Raw genomic sequence first — 25,285 nt, forward strand, 5'->3', positions numbered from 1 at the left:
ATGTATCTGCCCTATTTATTCTTCTTTAGTCTTCTGTTACTATCGCCTGCCTCATATGTCTTGCCTTATAGAAGCCGAAAAATTAGTTTAAGTAAGCTCGTATTAAATTTATAATGCAAAGGTCAGTTCAGGGACTGAACTGCTCTCATAATCGTGATAGGCATGAAGACAAGAATTTTCCTTAACGCTTCCAGCTCCATTAAATATTCTTATTTGCTCCTCCTCCTGATGATTCTGGCGGCAGGCCTTCTTTCTTTCTATATCCTGAAAGAATTTGATAAACATATCACTGAGCATGATCAGTTATCAGTAACCCATTTTGAGCTGTTTCATTCTCTTGCCAGATCGGAAGAGCAGGTTTACCTCATGAGTTTTAATGCGATGACGGACAGCGTAGGGTTTCACTCGGGCATTTATGAGGAACAAATTGCAAATGAATTTCTCCGGCAGAGTGAAATTATACGGCAGCTTTCAGCAATTACCTCTACCACGGCGAAAATAAAACTGCTTCGTGAGAGCAAACTGCTGATCAGCTCTTACCGGGAAGAGATATATACGATCCTCAGAAAATTCCGGGAGAAGAAATCAGGTAATCAGCCGGAGGATTTCACAGGGGATTTGTTTTCTATATATAACAAGCATAAGATGGCATCCGCGGATATCAGGAAGGAATATGCACTGCAGCTTGCTGAAATGAATAGAGCTGAAGGGAAGGATCTTTCCCGGCTTTATTACTGGCATCTTGCTTCGGGTGCTCTCCTGATCATTCTGATTGTACTTTTCGGTAATTTCCTCAGAAAGATATACACCGGAATGCAGACGCAGAACAGGATGCTCCTTAACGAGATTGAAAACAGGGAAAAAATAGAAGAGAGACTCATCAGCGCGAAAGAAGCTGCTGAGGAGGCTAACAGGCTTAAAACCTCTTTTCTGGCCAATATGAGCCATGAACTAAGAACACCTATGACCGGCATTCTTGGGTATTCCGAACTGCTTGTTCTTGAAGCGCATACAAACGAACTTAAAGAGATGGCCCTTACGGTAAGAGATTCAGCTCAGCGTCTGATGCGTACACTGAACCTTATTCTTGATCTTTCACGTATTGATTCAGGGAAGCTGAATATAACCCGCACTCACGCAGATCTGGTGGAAATGATCAATGCCGTATGCGTTAAAATGGACACTATGGCAAGAAAAAAATCTCTGTACCTTCGTGTCAGGTCAGACTATGAATCAGTTTATTGCGAAACAGATCAGCAGATGTTTACCCAGATTATTGAAAACCTGATAAATAACGCGATAAAATATACTGAGGTTGGAGGCGTTGAGGTTGAAATAACATCTGAGGATATTGCCGGCGGAAGACGTGATGCGGTTATTACCGTTAAGGATACCGGCATTGGCATTGATGAAAAACATCTTGACCTGATTTGGGAAGATTTCAGGCAGGCAAGCGAAGGGCATGACAGAAGTTTTGAGGGGACAGGACTCGGGCTTTCGATAACGAAAAAATTTGTTGAGCGGCTTAACGGAAAAATTCAGGTTACAAGCACTCCCGGCGTCGGATCAAAGTTTGAGATTCGTTTCGGAGTCTTTGCTGAAAACCTGATTCTCCGCAGTCCGGTAAGGCATGCACTGGCAGAACAGCGCGGTGATTTTACTACAGGCAATGGCAGCAAACATAACATCCTCTATGTGGAGGATGATGATGGAATAGCGACTCTTGTTGCCAGATGTCTTGCGTCTGATTATCATGTTGATCATGCACGCAATTCTGAGACAGCACTCAGACTGGTTAAGCAGAACAAGTATGACATAATCCTAATGGATATCAATCTTGGTATTGCCTCACAGGATGGCATTACAACTACGCAGATGATCCGCAAACTGGACAGTTACAAAAATACTCCGGTTATTTGTATCACTGCATTTTCCATGTCAGGTGACCGGGAAGCATTCCTTGCTGCCGGATGCACGCAGTATATATCAAAGCCCTTTACCAACGATCAGCTCATCGCGGAGGTGGAGAAGGCAGCAAAAACCATCCGTTCTTAGCAGCACAGTGGGATTATGTACACGCCGATGCAGGTCTCAGTAAGGAGGTTCTTGTACCGCTGTTATATGCAGATTACCCGAAGCACGGAACTGCTTTTCTAAATTACTATCATCTCGAAACCTGAATGATGCAGGTTGAGCCAGGGACAAAACTTTTCTATTCTTTTTAATCTCTTGGCATCATTCCGGATTTCACCACCTGCGGCTTCTGAGGTCTCGCTCCGGTTTTGTAATACTCCGGGGGATCCGGCCGCTGAACTGATCTCATCTGATTTAAGGCCTGCAGTCATTTGCTACGGTTTTCCCTTTTCAATGTCAGCTTTCATCCGGGATATTTTTCCTGAAAGCAAACGCCAGCTCTGAGCATACATCCTCTTCAGAGTTCATAAAGACCCACTCCTTGATTACCGTTTTAAGATTCCGCTCCGAATGAGAGGTTAAACCTAGGCGGGTTCCATACCTTCGGACCGGTCTTGTTCCCTTTCCATTCGCTGGCAGTTCAGTCCGCAAAAAAATAAAAATTTATTTTAAAAAGACTTGACAGGTGTACATCTGTTCACTATGTTAGTGGTGAACAAATTATCACTATTGGAATGAAACAGGAAATAACACTTCGTCAGAAAGAAATTCTCGGATTCATCGCAGAATTCGGCCAGGAAAACGGATATCCCCCTTCGCTGAGGGATATTGCAAATCATTTTGGCATTGCCTCAACCAATGGAGTTTCAGGTCATCTGGAAGCATTGGTAAATAAGAATTTTCTCTCGAAGGAGAGCAATTCCAGCCGGGCACTCGCTATTACCGATAAAGGATGGCAGGTTCTTGGTTTGGAAAATCAGCAGACCGAGCGGGATGAAGAAAACCCTTATAGTCTGCCTCTGCTCGGCCGTGTTGCAGCAGGTTTCCCGATAATGCATTATGATAATATAGAAGGTTCCGTGGTGGTTGATCCCTCCATGATGCGGGAACGGAAAGACAGCTTTGCTCTTAAAGTTAAGGGCGATAGTATGATTAACGCCGGGATATTTGAAGGTGATATCGTTGTGGTTCACAAACAGCTCTTCGCCTCAAATGGTGATATCGTAGTAGCACAGATTGACGGTGAGGTGACCGTTAAAACCTATTTAAGAAAAAATAATCAGATCATACTGCTCCCCGCTAACGAGAAGTATGAACCGATTGTAATCGGTCAGAACAGTAATTTTACCCTGATTGGCAAGGTTACCGGCGTAACCCGGTGCCTGAATTAAGGAAGGAGAAGGCAATGAAGTCAATGATTTTTTCAGAAGCAATTGAGAAAAGGAGAAAAGTAAACTTCTTTTATGATGATCTGCTGATTGAAATTGAGCCATATTTTCTGGCAATGGACAAGTTTGGCCACAAAGTGGTGTATGGTAAAGTAACTGGCACGGATGCGGTTAGGAAGTTTGAATTTTTCAAAATCAGCAATCTGCGTGTTCTGCTCCAGGGTTTTGCTCCGGCACTGCCGCTCTACACCGGCACATATAATTGAAAAAGAGGTGTGACATGAATAATTCAAGAGACCGTTTCAGAGTTGTTTTTTCAGTACCAAAGAAGGACAGGATTGATGATCTTGCCTGGCATTTGATGACCAGAGGATACATTATTACCCAAAGAAAATTCGGCAGATACCTTTCCGATCCCCCGAAGGTTGCCGGTTATGATGTGGATCTGATCGGCAAAAAGGGAAAGGACTATTTGATTGGGCTGATTGTGGACTCGGATGATAACTTCACAAAAGAGTTTATCGAAAAAGTTGAGATACTTTGCGCCAGGAAGACAAAATACACCTATCGCCCGGTTCCGCTCTATCTTTCGGTTGCCACGGACCGGCTTAATGAACTGAGGAAAGCACTCTCAGCAATCAGCGAGGAATTACGGAAGAACATCAGAATCCACGTTTATACTTCCGCGCAGCTTCCGAGCCTGTTTTCAGAAGAAAGCCAGCGTTCCAAGGCATTCATCAACTAAACTTCACATACCCGGTCCGCCGGAATTCTCCACAACCGGCGGGCCTCTCCTCTTATCCCGAACCCCCGAAGGCCGTTTTTCGTCCGCAAAAGCGGTTTTTCAGGGGGCTTTTTTCCCTTCAAAAATTAGCCGAAGTTCCGTAATTTAAAAGTTTGATTAGAGTATTTTGGCAAAGTATCATCAGTCGGTTTCTAAAGCCAGTTAATGAAAAATAAGACAGAAGAACAACAGAAGTACGGGCTGCCTCGTGACGCGGTTATCCCGGAACATATAGCCATCATAATGGATGGAAACGGAAGATGGGCCAAAAGCAAAGGTCTTCCGAGAATCGCCGGTCACCATGCCGGGGTTGACTCAGTCAGGGAAATTGTTGAAGTGGCTGCTGAAATCGGGGTAAAATACCTTACTCTCTATACCTTTTCTACAGAAAACTGGAAGCGTCCGAAGGATGAAGTTTCTACACTTATGACCCTCCTTGTCCGGACTCTGAGAAAAGAAATAAATGAACTTCACAAGAATAATGTCCGTCTTAATACCATCGGAGATTTCAGCATGCTCCCTGAAAAGGTGCAGGAGGAATTCACTGATGCAATTGAGAGAACTGCCGGTAACAGCCGGTTAAATCTTAATCTCGCCCTCAGTTACAGCGGAAGATGGGAGATCATCGAAGCAGTAAGAAAAATTGCTGCTGATGCCGCGGCCGGTACTATCACACCGGCGCAGGTTAACGATCAGCTTTTTTCTTCTTATCTGACAACAAGCGGAATGCCTGATCCTGAACTTCTGATCCGCACCAGCGGTGAATTCAGGGTGAGCAATTTCCTCCTCTGGCAGATAGCGTATTCTGAGATATATATATGCAGCACCTACTGGCCTGAATTCAGAAAACAGAACCTGATAGAGGCCATTCTCGATTTCCAGAAGCGGGAAAGAAGGTTCGGCAAGGTAAGCGAGCAGTTACAGAATGAAACTAAAAGGAATTGAATGTTTTTAAACTTTTCTAAACGTGCAGTGTTTTTGATTGTGCTGCTGATGTTCAGTGCAGCGGAAACAAACGCTCAGAAAGTATATAAAATACTCGGCGTCTCTGTGCAGGGGAACAAAAGTGCCGACGCAAAAACCATTATTGCTAATACCGGACTCCGGGTCGGAGATGAAATCCGTATTCCGGGAGATCAGACTCTCAATGCAATCAAGCAGCTTTGGTCACTCAATATTTTCAGTGATGTGCAGATTATCATTGAGAAAGAAGTTGGTGACGGCGTTTTTCTGGTAGTCAAAGTTGATGAATATCCCCGTATCGAAAAAGTTGCTTTCGAGGGGTATGACCATTTTGATGAAGATGAACTTCAGACCAAAGTAACCTTCATCAGAGGCCAGATTCTTAAGCCGCAGGAAGTTGAACGCCTTAAACTCCGCCTCAATGCTTATTATGAAGAAGACGGATTTTTTAACGCCCAGTTCACCACCAAATATTACAGTTACTTCACTGCTGATACATCAAAAAACTATATTAATGTAGTCTGGCGCAACGATGCAGACCTCTCAGAAGAATATGTTGTTGAATATGAGAGAGATGACATAACGTACTCAAATCTTATTGAACGAATTAAAGACAGAAAACTGCTTATGGTTGTGGTTGATGAAAACAGCCGCAGCACCGTAAGAAAAATTCTGTTTGAAGGAAATGATTTTTTCGCGGACGATGATCTGAAAGCTGAACTTGAAGAAACCGTTGAAGCAAGATGGTGGAAGTTCTGGTCCCTTTCACGGTTTGACAAGAAAAAATATGAAGAGGATAAAACCAAAATTCTTCAGTTCTATCAGAGGAACGGATTCAGGGACGCTGAAGTACTGGGAGACAGTATTATCTATTCTGATGATAAAGAAGATGTTCAGATTATTATCCGGGTTTATGAAGGTCCCCAGTATAAAATCCGCAATATTACCTGGGAAGGCAATAAAATATATACCACTGAAACGCTTAATGAACGGCTCGCCTTTAAGCCGGGAGATATTTACGATCTCGAACGCTTTAACCAGAATCTTCGTCAGAATGAAAAGCAGAATGACATCGCCTCTCTCTATCTGGACAATGGTTACCTGACATTCAACCTGCGCACAACCGAAACAAAAATTGGCGCGGATTCCATAGATATTCTTATCCAGGTAAGTGAGCGCAATCAGTTTAAGATCGGCCGTGTTGACATAACCGGCAATGATAAGACAAAGGATAAAGTTATCCGCCGTGAATTATATACCGTACCCGGAGACTTTTTCAACCGCGCAATGATGCTCCGCAGCCTGCAGCAGCTTGCAAACCTGCAGTATTTTAATGTGGAAAAGATTTATCAGGAAGGTGTTGATTATAACCTGGCTAATGACAGCACGGTGAATGTTTCCTTTAAGGTTGAGGAAAAATCAAGCGATTATCTGAATGCATCGGTTGGTTACAGCGGCAGTTTCGGATTCAGCGGAGCGGTAGGAGTAACCCTTACGAACTTCTCTATTGCTGAACCTTTCAGTCTTGGCGGAGGACAGATCCTCAGCTTTAACTGGCAGTTTGGTGTGGGAAGCATATATCGTACATTCTCCCTTGGATTCACTGAACCATGGCTGATGGATTCACCTACGCTTATCGGGGCGGATATATTTGACACACGCCAGCAGTATATCTATGATCTGCGGCAGTCAGGTGCAACTGTGCGCCTCGGCAGACGCCTGAGATGGCCGGATGATTACTTCTATGCAAGCACATTCTTCCGCTTCCAGGGTAATAATGTTATAGATGGCGGAGGATATTACCGTATCGGTAAAACCAATCAGTTTACCCTTGGATTCGGATTGCAGCGTAAGAACGTAGATAATCCTATCTTTCCGTCGCTTGGTTCCTCCATGTCTCTGGATGCTGAAATTTCAGGCGGACCATTTCTGCCGGGAAGCGTTGATTTTTACAAAGTCAACTTTAAGCTTGAATGGTATAAGCGCCTCTTTAACTCAAACAAGTTTGCATTTTATACTGTTGCTGATTTAGGTTATCTGGAAGAAATTGTAGCAGGTACTCCTATTCAGCCGTTTGAATTTTTCTACATGGGAGGCAACGGGCTTGTAATTGCAACCGTGCCGCTCCGCGGATATGATGACCGGAGCATTGGTCCCAAAGATATTAACGGAAACGTAAGAGACGGCCGAGTCTATTCAAGATATACTGCTGAACTCCGTTTCGCTGTTGCTCTTGAACCGATTCCGCTCTATCTCCTCACCTTTGCCGAAGCGGGTAATGTGTATGAGGATATCAACAGCGCTGATATTTTTAATCTGAAGCGCTCTATCGGCTTCGGAGCCCGTCTGCTTATCAATCCGATTGGACTGATCGGTTTTGATATGGGTTATGGTTTTGACAGAAAAGCAATTGACGGTAAAGATCCGGCATGGCTTTTCCACTTCCAGTTTGGCAAAGCATTTTAATACAATAACAATAAGGAACTCATTCGTGAAAAACACAATTAAACTGGTTCTCCTGACTGTTCTGCTTTCCGCAGGATCATTGTTCGCACAGACCCAGAAAACAGGATATGTTGATTCTGAAGTAATCCTGAAACAGTTCTCTGAAGCTATTAAAGCTCAGGGTGAACTTGATGCAATTATCGAAAAGTGGAATGCTGAAATTGACAGCATGACCTATAATCTTCAGCAGGCATATCAGAACTATCAGAAGCAGTCCGGCAATATGAAAGAAGATAAAAAGCTTGAAGAACAGCAGAAACTGGTTCAGCAGCAGCAGATGATTGAGGAATACAGAAGATCAAAATTTGCACAGGGAACCGGAGAAATCTACAAAAAACAGGATGAGCTTCTGAAACCGGTGAAGGAAAAAATCTTTAAGGCAATCGAAGGTGTAGCAAAAGATGAAGGAATGCACTTTGTGTTTGACAAGACCGGTGAGATTCTGCTTCTTTATGCAGATTCCCAGTTCGATATTACCTATAAAGTACTCGACCGCCTTAAGAGAGGCAAATAAGTTTAACCATACAGGAATATTCCTATGAAAACTTTGTCATATATTACCGCGCTCCTGTTCGTGTGGACAGGACTTCTCTCAGCTCAGATTACCATCGGCTATGTTGATTCAGATACCGTTCTGGATAAACTCCCCGATGCGCAGGATGCCCGCCAGCAGCTTGATCAGATTATACAGGAATGGCAGGGGGAACTGCAAAAACTTGAACGGGAGTGGAAGACAAAGTATGAAGATTATGACAAGCGCCGCCTGATTCTTACTGATGACGCACGGATGCAGATTGAGGCGGAGCTTGTAAAAATGGAACAGAAGATTGTTGAATACCGCGAAAAGAAATTCGGTACCAACGGCGAACTTTTCACCAAACAGGATGAACTGATGAAACCGGTACAAAACAGGGTATTTAATGCAATCACCCAGGTCGCCAAAGAACTGGATCTGGATTTTGTATTTGACCGGAGCGGAGGTGTTCTGGTTCTCTATGCTAAAGAAGAGCATGACATTACCGCTAAAGTGCTGGAAAAATTAAAATAAGGAGTTGAAGTATGATCACCGCGGGCCAGGCTGCTGAACTAACCGGTGCGGTTATTACAGGTTCGGCTGAAACAGTAATTCACAGGCTTGCTAAAATTGAAGATGCCGGGAGCGGTGATCTCTCCTTTCTTGAAAGGGATATATACGCAAAGTACCATGAAACCACCGGTGCTTCTGTCCTTTTTGTTAAGCCCGGCTTTACAAAATCCCGTCCTGAAATAACCTATCTTGAGGTTAAAAATCCTTATCTTTCATTTGTAGCCGTCCTTAACCGGTTTTTTGCTCCGGAGTTTAAGCTGACAGGAATTTCTCCCTCCGCATATATTGATCCAACGGCGAAAATTGGTGCAAACTGTGCAATAGGCCAGAATGTAGTAATTGAAGCAAATTGTGTTATCGGAGATAACACAAAGATTTTTCACAATACGGTTATCAGCCGTGATACAAAAATCGGAAATAATGCTCTTATATTCCAAAATGTTTCTATACGGGAAGAATGCATCATAGGAAACAATGTCATTCTGCAGCCCGGAGTGGTGATCGGCGGAGACGGCTTCGGATTTGTTCCTGACAGCAAAGGCGTATATAATAAAGTCTGGCAAAAAGGTAATGTCATCATTGAAGATGATGTTGAAATTGGCGCGAATACCTGCATTGACCGTGCGGCAATGGGTTCAACCATAGTCCGCAAAGGAGTGAAAATGGATAACATGGTCCAGATTGCTCACGGTGCTGAAATTGGCGAAAACTCAGTCCTCTCCGCGTTGTCAGGTGTTGCCGGAAGTTCAATTCTCGGAAAGAATTGTATAGTGGCGGCACAGGTTGGTATAGCCGATCATCTGCGAGTAACCGATGGAGCTATTATCCTGGCTCAGTCGGGGGTATCAAGATCTATAGACAAACCGGGAATGTACTTTGGATATCCGGCCAAGGAGCATCGTCTGGCACAGAGACTCGAAGTACATACCAGAAATCTTCCTGAGTATGCTGACCGGATTAAAGCTCTTGAAAAGAAAATAGCAGAACTTGAAGAGAAACTGGGAAGCAAATAATTGCAAACCTGTCAGAAATAGTACCATAAAAATGAAAAAAGTAGTTAAGAAACTTACAAGAGAAGAAGCGGAGCAGGAAGAAATCAGATTCTACAAAAGTCTGACTCCTGAAGAGAGAGTATACATGGTTCAGGATTTACGGGAACAGTATATAAGAGAAAACAATTTAGAGGAAGAATATGTAATAGCAAAAAAGTGATTACGGAAATTGTACAGAGTAACTAAAAAACCAGGGAAGTTCTAACGAGTTTGATTGTACGCGGATCTTAAACAGATGCTGAAGCAGCGCGGATTTTAGCGGATCGGAAATCAAATTTACAATAAACAGTTTACACGGAGGAATAATAATGCAGTGACATTAAAAACTTTCCGCTATACTTCGGGGATTTTTATTCTTTCTGCTATCTGCTTTTATATTTTTACTCCAATGAAATTCAATCAATCCGGAACAGCGGCTTGAATTCCGGTTCAGTCATATCCTCAGTATAATATACTTTCTCTAAAAACAATCCTGATGGAGGTGCTGTATATGGAGCTACCACCTGGGCATCCCTGTTGGCCATCGCATCCTTAAGAAAAGTAACTCCCGCATTTCCTCTTCCCACTTCAACTGCAGCGCCGATAATCCTTCTGACCATTTTCCAGAGAAAGTGATCAGCTTTCAGCCGGATGATAATCATCTCTCCGAATTTACCTGTCTGAATATCCAGTATCTCCGCCCGTGAATCTTCTCCCTCGGTATCAACCTGCGAGAAGGCAAAAAAATCATGACGGCCCTTAAGAAAATTGAGTGATTCGGCAATCCTTTCGTGATTCAGCGGATCCTTCACCCACCAGATGTAATCCTTGTAAAAACCGCTCGGACGGGAAGAAATCTGATATATATAGCTGCGGGCTACGGCACTGTAACGGGCATGAAATTTAGGCGATACGGGTTCTATGGATCTCACCACAATATCAGCGGGAAGAAGATCATTCACTCTGAAAAGGAAATTTCTCATGTCAGGGCCTTTCAGAATTTCCAGATGTGCTATCTGCGCAAGAGCATGAACACCTGCGTCAGTGCGGCCTGAGCCCTGCATGTCAATCTTATCCTTCGGGAAGAGCTTGCGAAGCGCTTCAAATAATGTGCCTTGCACTGTTTTTACATCTTTTTGCACCTGCCATCCCTGATAGCGTGTCCCCTTATATTCTATGGTCAGTTTATATCTCATGGTAACTCAGAATTCAACAGATGCTGTTGCAGAGGCATCGGCAGTTTCATAAATACTGACTCCTATGCCGTTAATATTAGCAGGCAGTCCGGACTTTCTGAGTTCTTCGATAAAATAGAGAGCAAGATTTTCTGCAGTGGAGTGAAAAGGCACCACTTCATGTTTCGAATTGAGTTTTTTGAAGAACTGAATAACTTCGGTATCCGAGTCAGCAAGAATGAATGCATGATCAAGCCGGTTAAGCAGCGGCTGCATAACCTTATCAATATCATAAAAATCAATCAGGATGCCGTTTTCATCCGGAGTTCCTTCAAGTGTTATATATGCTTTGTATGAGTGACCGTGCAGGTTTTTGCATAAACCGGGATGAAACGGCAGCCGGTGCCCCATTTCCCAGTGATATTCTTTGGTGATTTTCATTATACTCCTTTGAGAGAGGGATCCCAGATATATTTATGCATCTGCAATTGAAATCTGACGGGAAGATTGTCCCGCAGAATCAGATCAACCAGTTCCTTTGGGGTAAAGGAAGAAAAGACGGTTGAAAAAAGCAGTCTGCACTTATCTGTAAGTTGGTGTTGCTGAATGGTTTCTTTTGCCCAGGTATAGTCCTCTTCAGAGCCTATGACAAACTTCAGTTCATCTGTCTGCTTCAGATATTTGAGATTCTCATACCTGTTCTTATGCATCATGCCGCTTGAAGGACATTTTAAGTCCATTATCACTGTGACACGGGGATCAATATCCTGAATAGGTAGACTACCTCCGGTTTCAATAAGCACAGTGTAACCTTCATCCGAGAGTTCTGTCATCAGCTGATGAACACGTTTCTGTACGAGCGGTTCGCCTCCGGTAATTTCAACAAGGCGGCAGTCATACTTTTTAATCTCATCTTTTATTTGCTGAAAGGTCATCTCTTTCCCTTCATAAAAAGCGTATTCCGTATCGCAGTAGGTACAGCGCAGGTTACACCAGGTCAGACGGATAAAGATGCAGGGAAATCCTGCATAGGTACTTTCCCCCTGAACTGAATAATAGATTTCGTTGATATTGAGTGAGTGCATAATAATTGGTTTTTCCGGTGCAAAGATACGGAAAAAGAGGATAAAGAGCCGGCAGAATGCCTGCAGACAATGATAATTACCCTGAGAGGATTTTCTTAAGTTTGGGCACCTGCCTGCCTCTCTACCAAATGCAGGCCCCAGATAACTGCCGCAAGTGACACAGTTATGAACAGGGGAATCAAGAAGGCAGACTCAGCGATGAAAGCAGTCATCCTCAAGTAATGGGGAAGTGCGCCCACAGCAATGGCAAGTCCGAATGCTATTGAAGCGGTCAGACCAGCACGGCCGGGGAGTCCTGAAGCAAGAATTCTTATGGCTGCCGGAGAGGAGGCCTGCAGAAAAAATATTCCGGCGTAAAGACTGATTCTTGACTGCTCATGAAAGGTAAGCAGGATAATGGCCGCAATAAGTGAGGTATAGAGCCAGATTTTTTTGCCGGCAAAATCCGCCAGAAAACCGCCGGCAAGTTTACCCGAAGCGGCACTAAGGGCAAGAGGTATCAATATGGCGATTTCACCTGCTGTAATATACTGAAAGATATTCCACACTGCAGAGCGAAAAGCAATGGCAAGCAGCACGGCAATCATAATGATATCATGCCCGTCAGGAATAAAGGATTGCTTTGGAGGCGGTTCCTGAATTTTTCCGTTTTTCAGGACACCTGTCAGTGCAGCTGAGAGCAAAAAGAGGACTATCAGTTCGGCGGTGGGAAAAAGTCCGAGCCACGATATATACCCGCCGAGTGCAAGCCCCAGTACACCCGGAGAGGAGAATAAACCGATATAACCGGATTTATGATCATCCGCCGTTATAGACAGGGAGCCGCCTCCGACATGGAACACTGAAGACCCCAACCCGCTCAGAATGATTGCAGTCCATGGAGAAAAAGTGAAAACAATAAGCCCGCCAATAGCAGAGAGAATACCTGCATACACATATACTCTGCTCAGCTGATATTTGTCCGAGAGCAGCCCGGCAAGCGGCTGCGAACCAAATGCAAGTACATTATATACAAGCACCATCATGCTCAGGTCTTTCCCGGTCGCTGCGGAGGCAGCGGTTCCTATTAACATTCCCGCGGTCAGATCGTTCAGCAGGTGAATAAAGCCAAGCAGTGCCGGCAGATGCCATACTGACTGCTTAAACCTGATACCGGGGAATGTCGCACTATTCATAAAAGCATCTCATAGATAAGCAATCCCGCCCCTGCAGAAAAGATATTAGCAAGAAGGGAAATCCTCAGCGCTTCCCTGTAATCACTTCTCAGGAGAAAGCGGAGCAGAAACATCTCAGCTGTTATGACAAGAAGTTCAACCGCAGTGAAGAATGGAAAAAACCCCAGACTTTCGTAATAAGATGAGTAATAAAATTTATAAAACGCAAGCTGGGCAAGCGGCTGTGTTATTATATTGACTATTACAGCGTATCCGGCTGATTGCATCAAAGGGCGTTTAACGGCAAAGATATATACTGCAAATTCAAGCAGCAGAGTAAGCAGCAGTGTGCCGATATTCATTCGTTTTTCTTTGCCCGTCTTCTGCGAATAATGATGATCAGTAGTGCGGTAACTCCGGCAAGCGGCAGCAGGAAGTAAAAGATATCACCGGCAAACAACCCCTCCGGTTCCGGTGCTACATCACCAAGGAGTAAATTTTCTGAATGAAAAAGCCCTGCTTCCGGCTTAAAAGGCATTTCCTTGATTAACTCAGAATCTTCATAGATCTTAACGGCTGTTATCGCTGCTTCAAAGCTGCTGTCTTTTAACATGGTAAAAGAAACCGTAAAATACACCTCATCAAAACTGCCGTATTTTTTCTTAAACACTTTACTTATATCAAGTTCTGTTTTGTGATAACTTATCCCTGATTTTTTAAGCCTGCTGAGAACAGCACTGAGTTCTTCACCTGTTAAGATAAAATCACTGACGAGGCTGTCCCTGTTAAATACATATATCACGGGCTTTGCTGAGTTCTTTTTTATCTGAATGTATCTCTGATCAAACAGATTAGTGATTTCATCTGCTGATGTATAGTACTCCCTGAATAAATTTGATAATAGAAATATTTTACCGGGGAAAGAATCAACGGCGGAAAAATCAAGAAAATATCTTTTTTCTTCCGGCTCCCGGGGACGGATGATCACATCCGGCAGCAGAGTGGCGGAAATGAGCAGAAAAAGAAGGATAAATCTGGGCATACAAATCTCAGGATTATGATGAAGTTTATACCCTATGTTAAGGAAAAAGTTTCAAATAGAATAAGGGGAATGCCGCAGGGGAAACAATTTCCGGCTATTGATCAGCGGGAATGGCGTACTTTTTTTAGTTCAGAGAAATCTGAGGGAACGCTGTGGTTATGGTGTTATGGAAGGCCAGTTCAACAATTTTGGCATCCATAAACCGGCGCATGGGGAAAGTGGCAAGCAAACGGAAAACATCACCGTCAGATTTGGCGCTCAGAATAATCCAGAGCTTAGTACGGTCCATTGACAACGTATAGCTGTTAATCTTCCCTTCGAGCATCAGTTTATTTACCTGTTCACGCTGCTGCGGGATAAGAGTCATAAATTCTTCCGTGATGGTGTCCGGCAGATCTATGTCAACCATGTATTGTTTCATCAGACTGAGTATGTTTCCTTTATTGAGAAATTTTGCTTTGTTTCTGAAACAATTTACAGCGAATAATGATTCCCTCAAAATCAGAGACAAAAAAAAGCCCTGAGAAAACCGCTTCTTTATTCAAAAAGCCATTCAAAAAAGGATTTTCTTTCCTTTTTATTTGCTTTCCAGTAGTCCTGATATCGTTTCTGGGTGATCAGCCCGACAGGGCCGTCATAAATTCCGCCATCCTGAAATCCGTCATAAACCCTTACAGCAACCACATTTTCTCCCGGCTTAAGGACTCCTGCCGGGATGTAATAACCTCTGAGCTGCTGCCACTCCTGGTCAATTGAGCTGGAGGAAGGATTATTATTGATTAAACCGGTACTGCCAACTTTTACACCGTTTATGAAAGCTTCATCAAGATCATCTATTCTGCCAAGAAGCAGCACAAGCGAGCTGCCCTGGAGTTTTTCCGGTAAGGTAAATCTCTTTCTGTACCACGCCATTCCATTGTATTCAGCGTAACCCTGAGACTCCCATTTAGCGGGAACAACAATCTGCTTCCAGCCGGCTTCGCGGAACGAGGGGGCTGCCCATTCGGGCTGATCTCCGGTTGTGAATGACCAGTATCCTTCAAGACTGTATTCAGGTAGCAGGGCGCCTTCAAGAATGGTAACCCGAAGAGGCCCTTCAATAATCCCGCCGGAAAGCTGTGCGTCATACACTCGTACCGCAATCACGTTCTTACCATTATAATTAAGAAAGTGGCCGGGTATCTTGTAAGTTCTGAACTGGTCATAGGCGGTTTGATATTCAGGAGGAAAAAACCCTGTTGCCCCTATCAGCCGGCCGTTGCAATAAACCTGGTCAGCATCATCAATTCTCCCAAGTTCAATATAAACCGGACGCCCTTTGGCATCCTGGGGTATGGTGAAACTCTTTCTGTACCATGCGTAGCCGTTGTATCCGTGAAATCCCTCGTCTTCCCAGGAAGCCGGAGCATAAATTGATTCCCACTGGCTGTCATCAAAAGAGGGCTGTGCCCAGGTCTGATCATCACCGATGGAGAATTTCCAGCTGCCCTTCAGGTCAAGTGACAAGAATTTCTTCTGAGGGTAAACTGCGGTGCAGATGAGAAGGAAGAGAACAACAATTTGCAATTTTTTCATGGCGTAAAATACTTCAGGACGTAATTCAAATTAAGTTAAAAAGAAAGCCGGAGGGGATTAATCCTCCGGTTCTGTTCTGCAGATTACCGGTCAGAAGGTATTCTGAGCCGCAATGTGGTTTTTATAGTCCTGATAAATGTTGATGAACATTCTCTTTGCTTTAGGATCTTTCTCATTGTGAGAGAAGTTCAGGATTGCTTCCATTCCGGAAGGTTCGCCTATGTTGCAGATTGAGAGCGCGATCAGAATTCTGGTAGAAGGATCTTTTTCTGATTTCATAACTTCAATAAGGACATCATTTACTTCCGTGATCCGATATTTTCCTGCCATATAAACTGAGCTTCTTCTGAGGCCGCAATTTTCTGAACGGATACCTTCAATAAGATTCTGCACATAAAGTTTTTCGCTGAAGTAGCGGATTCTGCTGGTGTCCTGTGCCAGGGTGAAAGCTGACTGAAGCAGAAGGACTGCGAGGGTAACAATGCTTAACGATTTCATGACGGACTCCTTTTGTGATGCTGGTTATTACTGATTACTAATTTTTACGGTGTTATATGAAACAGCCGGTGAAGCGGGAAGCTCGGCTTTTGGGTTCTGCCCGCCGGATATTTTCAGCCCTGCTATTGCGGCGACTGTTGTTACGATCCATACCGCGATGACCGGGTAGAGCTGTTGTTTTTTCTGCTGTTTCATTTTGTTTTCACTTACCGTGTTGTTGTTAATTTCTGATTCAAAACTATGGGGAATGATTGTAAAGGGTGTCACGGATTTGTAACGAATTGTAAAAGTTTTGTAAAGGATTTGGGGGATACAAATCGGCGGCCGGCAGCCGGGTTTTCGGCTCTCAGGGGTGGTCCGGAGGGGGAGGGATGAAATTGTTCCGGTAAAGCCGCCGCCGCGTCATATATACACGTTTTTCAAATCGTATATATAGCTGCTCCGTGGAGAGAATGCTGCCCTCTAAACATGGTTTTCCCCTGTCTGCCGCGGAGGTCAGGATTGGTGGATTTTTATTTTGGAGGGACTTTTGCAGATTTGTACCATGAAAAGAAAAGATTTTTTACTTACAATTGCAGGAGCGGGTATAATGGCCGGATTAGGCAGTCTCAGAACATTTGCGGAAGATTTCAAGGAACGGGACAAAAAGATGCCGGTTTATTTTTTCGGGCACGGCTCCCCGATGAACGGTATTGAAGATAATGAATTCAGCCGGGGATGGCGTGAGGTTGGTAAATCCTTGGATTACCCTTCGGCTGTATTGTGTATTTCGGCTCACTGGCTGACCCATGGTACACACGTAACAGCGATGAACAAGCCAAGAACCATTCATGATTTTGGCGGATTTCCCAAGGCATTGTATGAAATTCAGTACCCTGCTCCGGGCTACCCTGAACTTGCCGAAGAGGTTGGCAAAACAATCACTTCTGTTAAGGTGGGAATGGATCACGAATGGGGTCTCGACCACGGCTGCTGGGTTGTGGTGAAAGAGATGTTTCCTGATGCAAATATTCCTGTCCTGCAGTTAAGCATTGATTACAATAAACCGGCGGAATATCATTATAAACTTGCCAAAGAACTTGCTTCCCTCAGAAAAAAAGGGGTTCTGATTATGGGAAGCGGTAATATGGTGCATAATCTCAGGATGATCGGCTGGGATATGCCGGATAGCGGGTTTGACTGGGCTGAAGAGATGAATCAGATATTTAAGAAGAAGATCGCATCCAGAGAGCATTCCTCCCTGATAAACTATGACTCGTTAAATCCTGCTGCCAGACTGGCAATTCCGACTCCGGATCACTATTACCCTCTCCTCTATTCACTCGGCTTGCAGGAGGAAAAAGAGGAAACTGAATTCTTTAATGATAAGGCAGTGATGGGGTCGGTGACCATGACATCAGTAAAAATCAGCTGAGGGGATGTTGTTTCTCCCTACATCCTGAATTGAATGCCGGACCCGGAGTTCTCTCCTACCGGAGAATAATCGAAGATTGCATAGGTAAACTCATTGTAGTTTAACCGCTTTATTTATTGTTAATCCCGTGTTTTCTGCGTAAGTTTTGCAATAACTTAGCAGAAATATGGATGTAACGAATTCTGCAGAAATTTTCAGGGGCACAAGTATAAGGTTTACGACCCTCCCTATTTTTATGCCTTTTGCTGTTACAGCATGGGACGATTTTTTGTTCAGATTATTCACCCACTCAGGTATTCAGTTTACAGCAGATAACTGCAATTTCAGACAGCGGAAAAGAGGTTGGGGATAATTATGCAGCGGGGATTCATGGAAATTTGCTGTTCTGAAAAAGGAAGTAATGTCCTAAGGGAAATATACTTACGATTCTTAATTCCGTTTGAAGTTTCTGTATTCTTGCCCAGGTGTTCCGGTCTCCTTCCGATAGTTCTCTCAATCCTTTGGTTTAACCTGGTTTACAAAATACCATGAACATAAAGATTAAAAGCATACGCTCCAAACTGCTGCTCTCAATAATACCGGTTATAGTAATTCTCTCCCTTCTTACCGGATATATAACCAACCGCTTTGTCATAGAATCACAGAAAGAATCAATTGACCGCTTTATGAGCGTCTATTGCGAGGATTATGCCCGGCAGATAGAAGATAATATCACTCAGATTGCCTTAATTGCTGAATATACTGCCGAGTTTGTCAGCCACTCTGACAGGCTCTCCGAGCAGGATGCATATTTATATCTGGAAGGAAATATCGGGAAAAATTATCTGCTTCTGGGTTCAAGGATTACGCTTGAGCCATCCGCCAATGGCGGGATAAAGCGGCTCTATTCTGTCAGCCAGATTGACGGAAAGTTTGTCAGGAGCGAGCTCTCCTCAGAGATTGATTATACACAGTCGGAGGAAACCTGGTATCAGGTGCCTAAAAAGGAGGGGAGGGCAATCTGGGGAGAACCTTTCGTTGACCGGGAAACCGGCAAACTTTGTTCAAGGTATTCTGTCCCCATATACAAAAATGGAAAGTTTTTTGGCGTCGCTTCAACAAGAATAGACCTGACACACTTCAGGGATTTTACCAGAGAAACATTTTACAAGACAACGAACTTTGTCATTATATCGCAGAAGGGGCAGTTTATCTATCATCCAAGTCTGAAACGGATTCTCAAGGATAATATGCTCACCGTTCAGGGGAGTTCTGTTAATCCGGGCCAGCTTCATGCGCAGGCAGAAAAGATGATCAGAGGAGAGAAAGGCAAGGTATTGCTTGATATTGATGATGAGGTCGATCAGCGGCTTTGGGCATATTACCATCCCATTGTAATCGGAAAAGACCAGCACTGGAGCATATCCATTTCGGTGCGTGAGGATGAAATTCTTAAGGAAATCCGTAAAAACAGCAGAAATATCCTGATTGCAAATCTGGCTTTTTCTGTGCTTATGTTTATTATTGTCCTGTATATCTCCTCTGGCATAACGCGGCCGGTCAATCTTTTTATACAAGGCGTGAACAAAATACGGGCAAGCAGAATTAAAAGGCCGGTTGAGATCAAATCCAATGACGAAATCGGGGAACTTGCTTCTGCCTTTAATGAAATGATAACGGATGTTGCGCATAAAGAACAGGAGCTTGCAGAGCTTACCCACCGGTTTAATTTTGCGTTTCAGGCAACAAATGAAGGGATATATGACTGGGATATTCATACTGGCCAGATATACTTTAGTGACCGGATGTATGCAATGTACGGATATGAGCCGGGTGAATTTCAACCGACGGTCGAGCGCTGGAAGTCCCTGAGCCATCCTTCCTCTGTTGATGTGGTTCAGAAAGCGATTCATGATGCACTTGACGGCTCTGGTACATTTGAGGTTGAATATCAGGCCGTTAAGAAAAGCGGAGAACTGTTCTGGGTTTTAATCAGAGGAATGGTTGTCGAAACAAATGAAATTGGAAAAGCCAGAAGAATTGTCGGAACACATGCAGATATCACTGCAAGAAAAAAAGCTGAAATTGAACTGCTCGCTCTTAATACATCCCTTGAGCAGAGGATAGCTGAAAGAACAAGATCGCTGGAAGAAACTCTGCGAAGTCTTAATGACAGTACCGCAAGTCTGCATTCAGTAAATATCGCACTCAACGACGCTGCAATAGTTTCAAAGTCTGATCTTAAAGGAACCATCATTGATGTAAATGATGAGTTTTGCAGAGTCTCATTATACACCCGCGATGAACTTATTGGCAAAAATCATAATATCATTAATTCAGGATATCATCCGTCTGAATTCTTCAAAGAGATGTGGGCGACTATCGGAAGAGGACAGGTTTGGAGAGGCCAAATCCGTAACAAGCGCAAAGACGGAACATTCTACTGGGTTGACTCGGTGATTTCGCCGATTCTGGGCGAAAATGGAAAACCAGAGAGTTATCTCGGAATCCGTTTTGATATAACGGAAATTAAACTGGCAGAGATGGCCCTCTTTGAGGCTGAAGCTAAAAGCCGTTCTCTTCTGACCTCAGCAAGTGAGGGAATTTTCGGCTGCGATATATATGGAAATGTCACCTTTATCAATCCTTCCGCCCTGAAAATGCTGGGTTATGCTGAGGATGAGGTAATGGGAAAAAGTATTCATGAACTGGCGCATCATTCTTACAGTGACGGTTCAAAATACTTTAAGGAACATTGTCCTATGCATAAGTCATTTACTGAGGGATTGGCATCCAAAGTTGATGATGAGGTGCTGTGGCGAAAGGATGGTTCAAAGTTCTTTGCTGCATATACCAGCACTCCTCTCCGTAAAGGGGAAGAAATAGCCGGATCGGTTGTTATTTTTAATGATATAACTGCGAAAAAGGAACTTGATAAAAAACTGAAGCTGATTCAGTACGGAATTGACAATGCTAAGGACAGTATCTGTTTCATTGATCCCAGCACAGGTATAATTCTGGATGCCAATATTCATGCCTATGGATCACTTGGTTTCAGCAGGGAAGAAATTATCGGAAGGAAGTTCTGGTATTTTGATATCAACTTTGTCAGGGAAAATTGGCATGCGTTCATTGACAGGCTTAAGTCGGGTGAAAAGATTACCTATGAATCATCACTCTGCAGCAAAGATGAAGTTATCATTCCCGTTGAAATAAATTGCTCCTATTTTGAGTTTGAGGGATCAGGATATTTTGTTGCCTTCACTCATGATATCACAGAAAGGAAAAAAGCTGAACTGCTGCTGAGGAGTTCAAAAGAAGCCGCCGACAGAATTGTTGATGCAATTCCTATCCCGACGGCGGTTACCCGGATAGCTGACGGAGCTATTCAGCGTGCAAATACAGCAATGGCGGAGTTCCATAAAGTGAAGCCTGAGGACTTTGAAGGTATGAAGTCCATTTCATGGTATGTTAATCCTGATGCGCGCAAGATGCTTGTGGCAAAGCTTCTGGCAGACGGATATCTTGAGAACTATGAGGTTACTTTCAAGAGGTATGGAACAGGTGAACCACGGGAATGCCTGGTATCGTTTATTCCGATAATGTATAATGATCAGGATTGTCTTGTCGGATCAATCATTGATATCACCGATCTGAAACGCATTCAGGAAGAACTTGCGGTAGCAAAGCAGAATGCCGAAGCCGCAACGGTGGCAAAGAGCCAGTTCCTTGCAACCATGTCCCATGAAATCAGAACTCCGATGAATGCTATCATCGGACTTTCACATCTCGCACTGAAAACCAGCCTGAATCCAAAACAGCTTGACTACCTTATTAAAATTGAGAGATCAGCTCAGGCACTGCTTGGTATTATTAATGATATCCTTGATTTCTCAAAAATTGAAGCAGGCCGTCTTTCTATTGAACACGCGGACTTTGATCTTGAACACGTCATGGACTCAGTTGCAAACCTTGTTTCGCAGAAGGCACAGGAAAAAGGGCTTGAGTTCAGTATTCATATCGCCAATGAGGTACCGCTCAATCTTGTTGGTGACTCGCTGCGCATAGGACAAATAATTACCAACTATTGCAGCAACGCTGTCAAATTTACACCGGCGGGAGATATCATCGTCTCCGCGGAAGTGCATGAATGGATTGATGAGGAAACAGTCAAACTGAAATTCTTTGTAAAAGATACCGGAATCGGCATGACGCCGGATCAGAAGGCAAAGATGTTTCAGAAGTTTTCTCAGGCGGACAGTTCAACAACCAGGAAATTTGGCGGAACGGGTCTTGGACTTGCGATTTCAAAATCGCTTGCCGAACTGATGGGGGGTGAGGTCTGGCTTGAAAGTGAATTCGGTGGCGGCAGCACTTTTTACTTTACCGCTGTGCTCGGTGTCCAGAAAGAACAGAAGCGTGATGAATATATACCATCAGTTGACCTGAGAGGCTTAAATGTTCTTGTTGTGGATGATAATCAGACATCACGCGAAATTCTGTACGAAGCTCTTGAATCGTTCTCTTTCAAAGTGACGCTTGCTACTTCCGGAAAAGAAGCGCTCGGGCTTATTGCTGCAAACAGACAGCATCCTTTTGATCTCGTTATTATGGACTGGATTATGCCTGAGATGGACGGACTTGAAACCTCTAAGGCAATTTTTGAACATGCATCAACCAAGATTCCTACCATTATTATGGTGACCGCATTTGGCAGGGAAGAGGTTGCTGAGAAAGCTCACCAGATTGGCATCAAAGGATTTCTTAATAAGCCGGTAAGCCATTCACACCTGTTCGATACTATTATGGAGGTATTTGGCAAGGAAGTTCGCACAACGCGTAAACGTTCTGAAAAAGGAATGAAGCACAAAGAAGCGCTTGAAAAGATCAAGGGTGCGCTTATTCTGCTTACGGAGGACAATGAAATTAATCAGCAGGTGGCTGTTGAACTGTTCGAGCAGGCAGGACTCCGCGTTGATATTGCCAACAATGGCAGGGAGGCACTGGAGAAAATCTCAGAGTCAGGCAGTCCGTCAAAATATGATATTGTTCTGATGGATCTCCAGATGCCTGTTATGGATGGATATACAGCAACAACCGAAATAAGAAAGCTTAATGGCTATAAAGATCTTCCTATTGTTGCCATGACGGCTGATGCAATGGTAGGCATCAGGGAAAAATGCCTTGATGTTGGGATGATGGATTTTGTTACAAAACCAATTGATCCCGATGAGGTATTTGGCTGTCTGGTTAAATGGATAAAACCCGGTGAGCGCGATGTTTCAGATCTGCCGGACATGACAAAGCGGCAAGATGTATATCTGGAAATTCCTGACTTTAAGAACATCAATATTGTAAACGGTCTGCACCGCGTTGGAGGAAACAGAAAATTATACATTGAACTGCTGGAGAAATTCTTTAATAACAACAGTAATGTAGTTGTTCAGATTACTGAAGCGATACAACAGGGCAACCAGGAACTTGCTGTAAGGCTTGCGCACACGGTGAAGGGTGTTGCCGGTAATCTTGGAGCTGAAAAACTGCAGCAGAGAGCAATGGAACTGGAATCTTCACTGAAGCGTGAACTGAATGGAAGCCAGGAGATTCTGCAGGCTTTTGAGCAGGAACTCCGGCCTGTGCTGGCTGAACTGAACGAATGGATTTCGGGTAAGGCAAGTGAAGTCCAGGAAGATGACACCATTCAGCTTGATATGAGCAAACTGACTGAAAAGCTCAGAGAGCTAAAATCGCTTCTTGATGACAATGAGGTTCTGGCAAAGGATAAGATAGATGAAATCAACCATATTTCCGGAGCGGGCCATATCCGCAAGCAGCTTGATGCGATGACAGCAAATATTAAAAACTATGATTTTGATGAGGCGGTTTCACAGTTTGACTCCCTGACTAAGGAATTACAAATCACATTGTAAAAAACCCGGTAACACATATATACATTACAAGAACAAAATAAGGATAACGATCATGGCACTGGTAGAATGGAAGAATGCATACTCAACGAATATTGAGGTTGTGGATAATCAGCATAAGCGGCTGGTTGGATTTGTGAATGAAATGCATGAAGCGATTCTCATGGGTAAAGGGCAGGCGGTTATGGGGACAATTCTTAATAACCTGGTTGAATATACCGTCTATCATTTCTCAACAGAAGAAAAATTCTTTGATGAGTACAATTATCCGGATGCTGAGCTTCATAAGAAGCAGCACAGAGATCTTGTTGAACAGGTGAGCGCTATCAAAGCAAAGTTTGACGCAGGAGAAAAAGTGCTTACTCTTGATGTTATGAATTTTCTGCGTGACTGGCTTCATGACCACATTCTTGGTTCGGATGTTCATTTCGGACCTTTTTTAAATAGCAAAGGCGTTCATTAATTTTAGCCGGAGGGTAATCCGGCGTTCTCAATGTAATTAGCAGACGATTAATATCAGCCCAGGAGATATTCATCGGTGGCTTAACATATTTTTTAAGCAGAAGGTGAAAGAGTTATGTCTGATATTTCCGGTTCCAGAATTCTCATTGTTGATGATGCTCCAGAGAATATTGATATTCTCAGCAACGCGCTTCAGAGCTTTAAATGTATTGCTGCCCTGAACGGGGAAAAGGCTCTAAAAATCGCGAAGGGAAGCAATCCGCCTGATCTGATCCTGCTGGACATCATGATGCCGGGCATGGATGGTTTTGAGGTTTGCCGCCAGCTAAAGGAGAATCCTGATACACAGGATATACCGGTGATCTTCATTACTGGGAAGACGGATGTTGAAGATGAGACCCGGGGGCTGGATCTTGGTGCCACCGATTTCATTCCAAAGCCGATCAGCACGCCGGTTGTCTATGCACGGGTAAAGAACCATCTTGAGTTTTCCCAGGCGAAAAAGAAGCTCAAAATTCAGTATGAAGAATCAGTTCTGCAGAATAAATTCATTACTGACAGCATCAACTATGCAAAAAGAATTCAGACTGCCATACTTCCCAGCGCGGGGGATTTCCAGAATCTTTTTCCTGACAGTTTTCTTCTCTTTCTGCCGAAAGATATCGTCAGCGGTGATTTCTACTGGTGCGGCGAGCATGAGGGGAAAAAGATTGTAGCGGTTGCTGACTGTACCGGGCATGGCGTGCCGGGGGCGTTCATGTCCATGATCGGCAACACCCTCCTGAATGATATTGTATATGCCAAACAAATCTCCAAGCCTGACAGTATCCTGGCAGAGCTTGATTCCGGAATTATTGATGAACTCAATAAAGATTTACATGAAGGAACGCTGGACGGCATGGATATATCCGTATGTATGATAGACCAGCAGACTGAAAAAATATATTTTGCCGGTGCTTACCGTCCCTTGTATTATCAGTATAATGGTGAACTCTTCGAAGTTAAAGGAACAAAAAAATCAATCGGTGATAACAGAAAATCGGTGGTTTTTGAACTGCATGAAATTCCGTTTCAGAAGAATTTGTTGTTATATCTCTTTTCGGATGGATTTACGGACCAGAATGACTCAGAAGGAAAAAAATTCGGTTCAGGAAAGCTAAAGCAGATTCTTTCAGAGCATGCCGATAAAGCTATTCAGGAGCAATTTCAGATTCTGCATAAGGCATTTCTTGAACATAAGAGTTCTGAAGCTCAGAGGGATGATGTGACCTTTCTCGGAATTCGTATATAAGTCTTCCGGCA

The 25,285-nt window shown here is 43.7% G+C and carries 25 protein-coding genes; 14 read left to right on the forward strand and 11 right to left on the reverse strand.

All coding sequences use genetic code 11. From position 1 onward, the window contains the following. The first annotated feature begins 162 nt into the window (after window positions 1–162). Window positions 163–2,055 carry a response regulator gene (locus HRU80_06090; GenBank protein ID QOJ28463.1) on the forward strand — a complete coding sequence of 631 codons (1,893 nt, stop codon included), beginning with the start codon at window positions 163–165 and terminating at the stop codon, window positions 2,053–2,055. Between the two features lie 98 nt (window positions 2,056–2,153). Here HRU80_06090 and HRU80_06095 read toward each other — a convergent pair whose 3' ends face one another. Next, window positions 2,154–2,345, reverse strand: coding sequence for a hypothetical protein (locus HRU80_06095; protein QOJ28464.1), 192 nt, complete (start codon window positions 2,343–2,345; stop codon window positions 2,154–2,156). Between the two features lie 303 nt (window positions 2,346–2,648). Between HRU80_06095 and lexA the strand changes: the two genes are divergently transcribed. The 9 genes from lexA to HRU80_06140 all read left to right on the forward strand — a co-directional run bounded on the left by lexA (window position 2,649) and on the right by HRU80_06140 (window position 9,853). Further along, the gene (gene lexA / locus HRU80_06100) at window positions 2,649–3,305 is read left to right on the forward strand and encodes a transcriptional repressor LexA (GenBank protein QOJ28465.1); all 657 of its coding nucleotides are present in this window, start codon (window positions 2,649–2,651) and stop codon (window positions 3,303–3,305) included. Between the two features lie 14 nt (window positions 3,306–3,319). After that, window positions 3,320–3,568, forward strand: a complete 249-nt coding sequence (locus HRU80_06105; protein QOJ28466.1) for a hypothetical protein — start codon at window positions 3,320–3,322, stop codon at window positions 3,566–3,568. A gap of 14 nt (window positions 3,569–3,582) precedes the next feature. Further along, complete coding sequence (locus HRU80_06110) at window positions 3,583–4,047, forward strand: hypothetical protein (protein QOJ28467.1); 465 nt, start codon at window positions 3,583–3,585, stop codon at window positions 4,045–4,047. A 204-nt stretch (window positions 4,048–4,251) separates the two neighbouring features. Beyond that, the gene (locus tag HRU80_06115) at window positions 4,252–5,031 is read left to right on the forward strand and encodes an isoprenyl transferase (protein QOJ28468.1); all 780 of its coding nucleotides are present in this window, start codon (window positions 4,252–4,254) and stop codon (window positions 5,029–5,031) included. Beyond that, a complete protein-coding gene (bamA, locus tag HRU80_06120; GenBank protein QOJ28469.1) occupies window positions 5,032–7,515 on the forward strand; it encodes an outer membrane protein assembly factor BamA in 2,484 nt (827 codons plus the stop codon). Beyond that, window positions 7,439–8,068, forward strand: coding sequence for an OmpH family outer membrane protein (locus HRU80_06125; GenBank protein QOJ28470.1), 630 nt, complete (start codon window positions 7,439–7,441; stop codon window positions 8,066–8,068). The genes bamA and HRU80_06125 overlap by 77 nt, the downstream gene beginning before the upstream one ends. Before the next feature lie 24 nt (window positions 8,069–8,092). Continuing rightward, window positions 8,093–8,602 carry an OmpH family outer membrane protein gene (locus HRU80_06130; protein ID QOJ28471.1) on the forward strand — a complete coding sequence of 170 codons (510 nt, stop codon included), beginning with the start codon at window positions 8,093–8,095 and terminating at the stop codon, window positions 8,600–8,602. 11 nt (window positions 8,603–8,613) lie between these two features. Continuing rightward, window positions 8,614–9,654 (forward strand): UDP-3-O-(3-hydroxymyristoyl)glucosamine N-acyltransferase, encoded by a 1,041-nt coding sequence (lpxD, locus tag HRU80_06135; protein ID QOJ28472.1) that lies wholly within the window; start codon window positions 8,614–8,616, stop codon window positions 9,652–9,654. Between the two features lie 31 nt (window positions 9,655–9,685). Then, window positions 9,686–9,853 (forward strand): hypothetical protein, encoded by a 168-nt coding sequence (locus HRU80_06140; protein QOJ28473.1) that lies wholly within the window; start codon window positions 9,686–9,688, stop codon window positions 9,851–9,853. Window positions 9,854–10,088: 235 nt separating this feature from the next. Here HRU80_06140 and truA read toward each other — a convergent pair whose 3' ends face one another. From truA to HRU80_06190, 10 genes are all read right to left on the reverse strand, one after another. After that, on the reverse strand, window positions 10,089–10,868 hold the full coding sequence (gene truA, locus HRU80_06145; GenBank protein ID QOJ28474.1) for a tRNA pseudouridine(38-40) synthase TruA: 780 nt from the start codon (window positions 10,866–10,868) through the stop codon (window positions 10,089–10,091). Between the two features lie 6 nt (window positions 10,869–10,874). Further along, a complete protein-coding gene (locus HRU80_06150) occupies window positions 10,875–11,288 on the reverse strand; it encodes a 6-carboxytetrahydropterin synthase (protein QOJ28475.1) in 414 nt (137 codons plus the stop codon). After that, window positions 11,288–11,932: a radical SAM protein gene (locus tag HRU80_06155; protein QOJ28476.1), complete on the reverse strand. Its 645-nt coding sequence runs from the start codon at window positions 11,930–11,932 to the stop codon at window positions 11,288–11,290. The genes HRU80_06150 and HRU80_06155 overlap by 1 nt, the downstream gene beginning before the upstream one ends. Window positions 11,933–12,027: 95 nt before the next feature. Then, window positions 12,028–13,107, reverse strand: coding sequence for a hypothetical protein (locus tag HRU80_06160; protein QOJ28477.1), 1,080 nt, complete (start codon window positions 13,105–13,107; stop codon window positions 12,028–12,030). Continuing rightward, entirely contained in the window at window positions 13,104–13,448 is a 345-nt protein-coding gene (locus HRU80_06165) for a hypothetical protein (GenBank protein ID QOJ28478.1), read from the reverse strand. Before HRU80_06165 ends, HRU80_06160 begins: the two co-directional genes overlap by 4 nt. Then, a complete protein-coding gene (locus tag HRU80_06170; GenBank protein ID QOJ28479.1) occupies window positions 13,445–14,128 on the reverse strand; it encodes a hypothetical protein in 684 nt (227 codons plus the stop codon). The genes HRU80_06165 and HRU80_06170 overlap by 4 nt, the downstream gene beginning before the upstream one ends. 124 nt (window positions 14,129–14,252) lie before the next feature. Then, complete coding sequence (locus tag HRU80_06175; protein QOJ28480.1) at window positions 14,253–14,549, reverse strand: hypothetical protein; 297 nt, start codon at window positions 14,547–14,549, stop codon at window positions 14,253–14,255. A gap of 116 nt (window positions 14,550–14,665) precedes the next feature. Continuing rightward, window positions 14,666–15,703, reverse strand: coding sequence for a beta galactosidase jelly roll domain-containing protein (locus HRU80_06180; GenBank protein ID QOJ28481.1), 1,038 nt, complete (start codon window positions 15,701–15,703; stop codon window positions 14,666–14,668). Window positions 15,704–15,793: 90 nt separating this feature from the next. Then, window positions 15,794–16,201: a HEAT repeat domain-containing protein gene (locus HRU80_06185; protein ID QOJ28482.1), complete on the reverse strand. Its 408-nt coding sequence runs from the start codon at window positions 16,199–16,201 to the stop codon at window positions 15,794–15,796. Window positions 16,202–16,228: 27 nt separating this feature from the next. After that, window positions 16,229–16,396, reverse strand: coding sequence for a hypothetical protein (locus HRU80_06190; protein ID QOJ28483.1), 168 nt, complete (start codon window positions 16,394–16,396; stop codon window positions 16,229–16,231). Window positions 16,397–16,745: 349 nt separating this feature from the next. On the opposite strand from HRU80_06190, the gene ygiD reads away from it, so the two are divergent. The 4 genes from ygiD to HRU80_06210 all read left to right on the forward strand — a co-directional run bounded on the left by ygiD (window position 16,746) and on the right by HRU80_06210 (window position 25,274). Beyond that, window positions 16,746–17,615 (forward strand): 4,5-DOPA dioxygenase extradiol, encoded by an 870-nt coding sequence (gene ygiD, locus HRU80_06195; protein QOJ28484.1) that lies wholly within the window; start codon window positions 16,746–16,748, stop codon window positions 17,613–17,615. Between the two features lie 527 nt (window positions 17,616–18,142). Next, window positions 18,143–23,524 carry a PAS domain S-box protein gene (locus HRU80_06200; GenBank protein ID QOJ28485.1) on the forward strand — a complete coding sequence of 1,794 codons (5,382 nt, stop codon included), beginning with the start codon at window positions 18,143–18,145 and terminating at the stop codon, window positions 23,522–23,524. 52 nt (window positions 23,525–23,576) lie between these two features. Then, window positions 23,577–23,984, forward strand: a complete 408-nt coding sequence (locus HRU80_06205; protein QOJ28486.1) for a hemerythrin family protein — start codon at window positions 23,577–23,579, stop codon at window positions 23,982–23,984. Window positions 23,985–24,098: 114 nt separating this feature from the next. Beyond that, entirely contained in the window at window positions 24,099–25,274 is a 1,176-nt protein-coding gene (locus tag HRU80_06210) for a response regulator (protein ID QOJ28487.1), read from the forward strand. Window positions 25,275–25,285: the final 11 nt, after the last annotated feature.

The organism is Ignavibacteriales bacterium, assembly GCA_015709675.1.
Classification (GTDB): domain Bacteria; phylum Bacteroidota; class Ignavibacteria; order Ignavibacteriales; family Ignavibacteriaceae; genus H2-BAC3.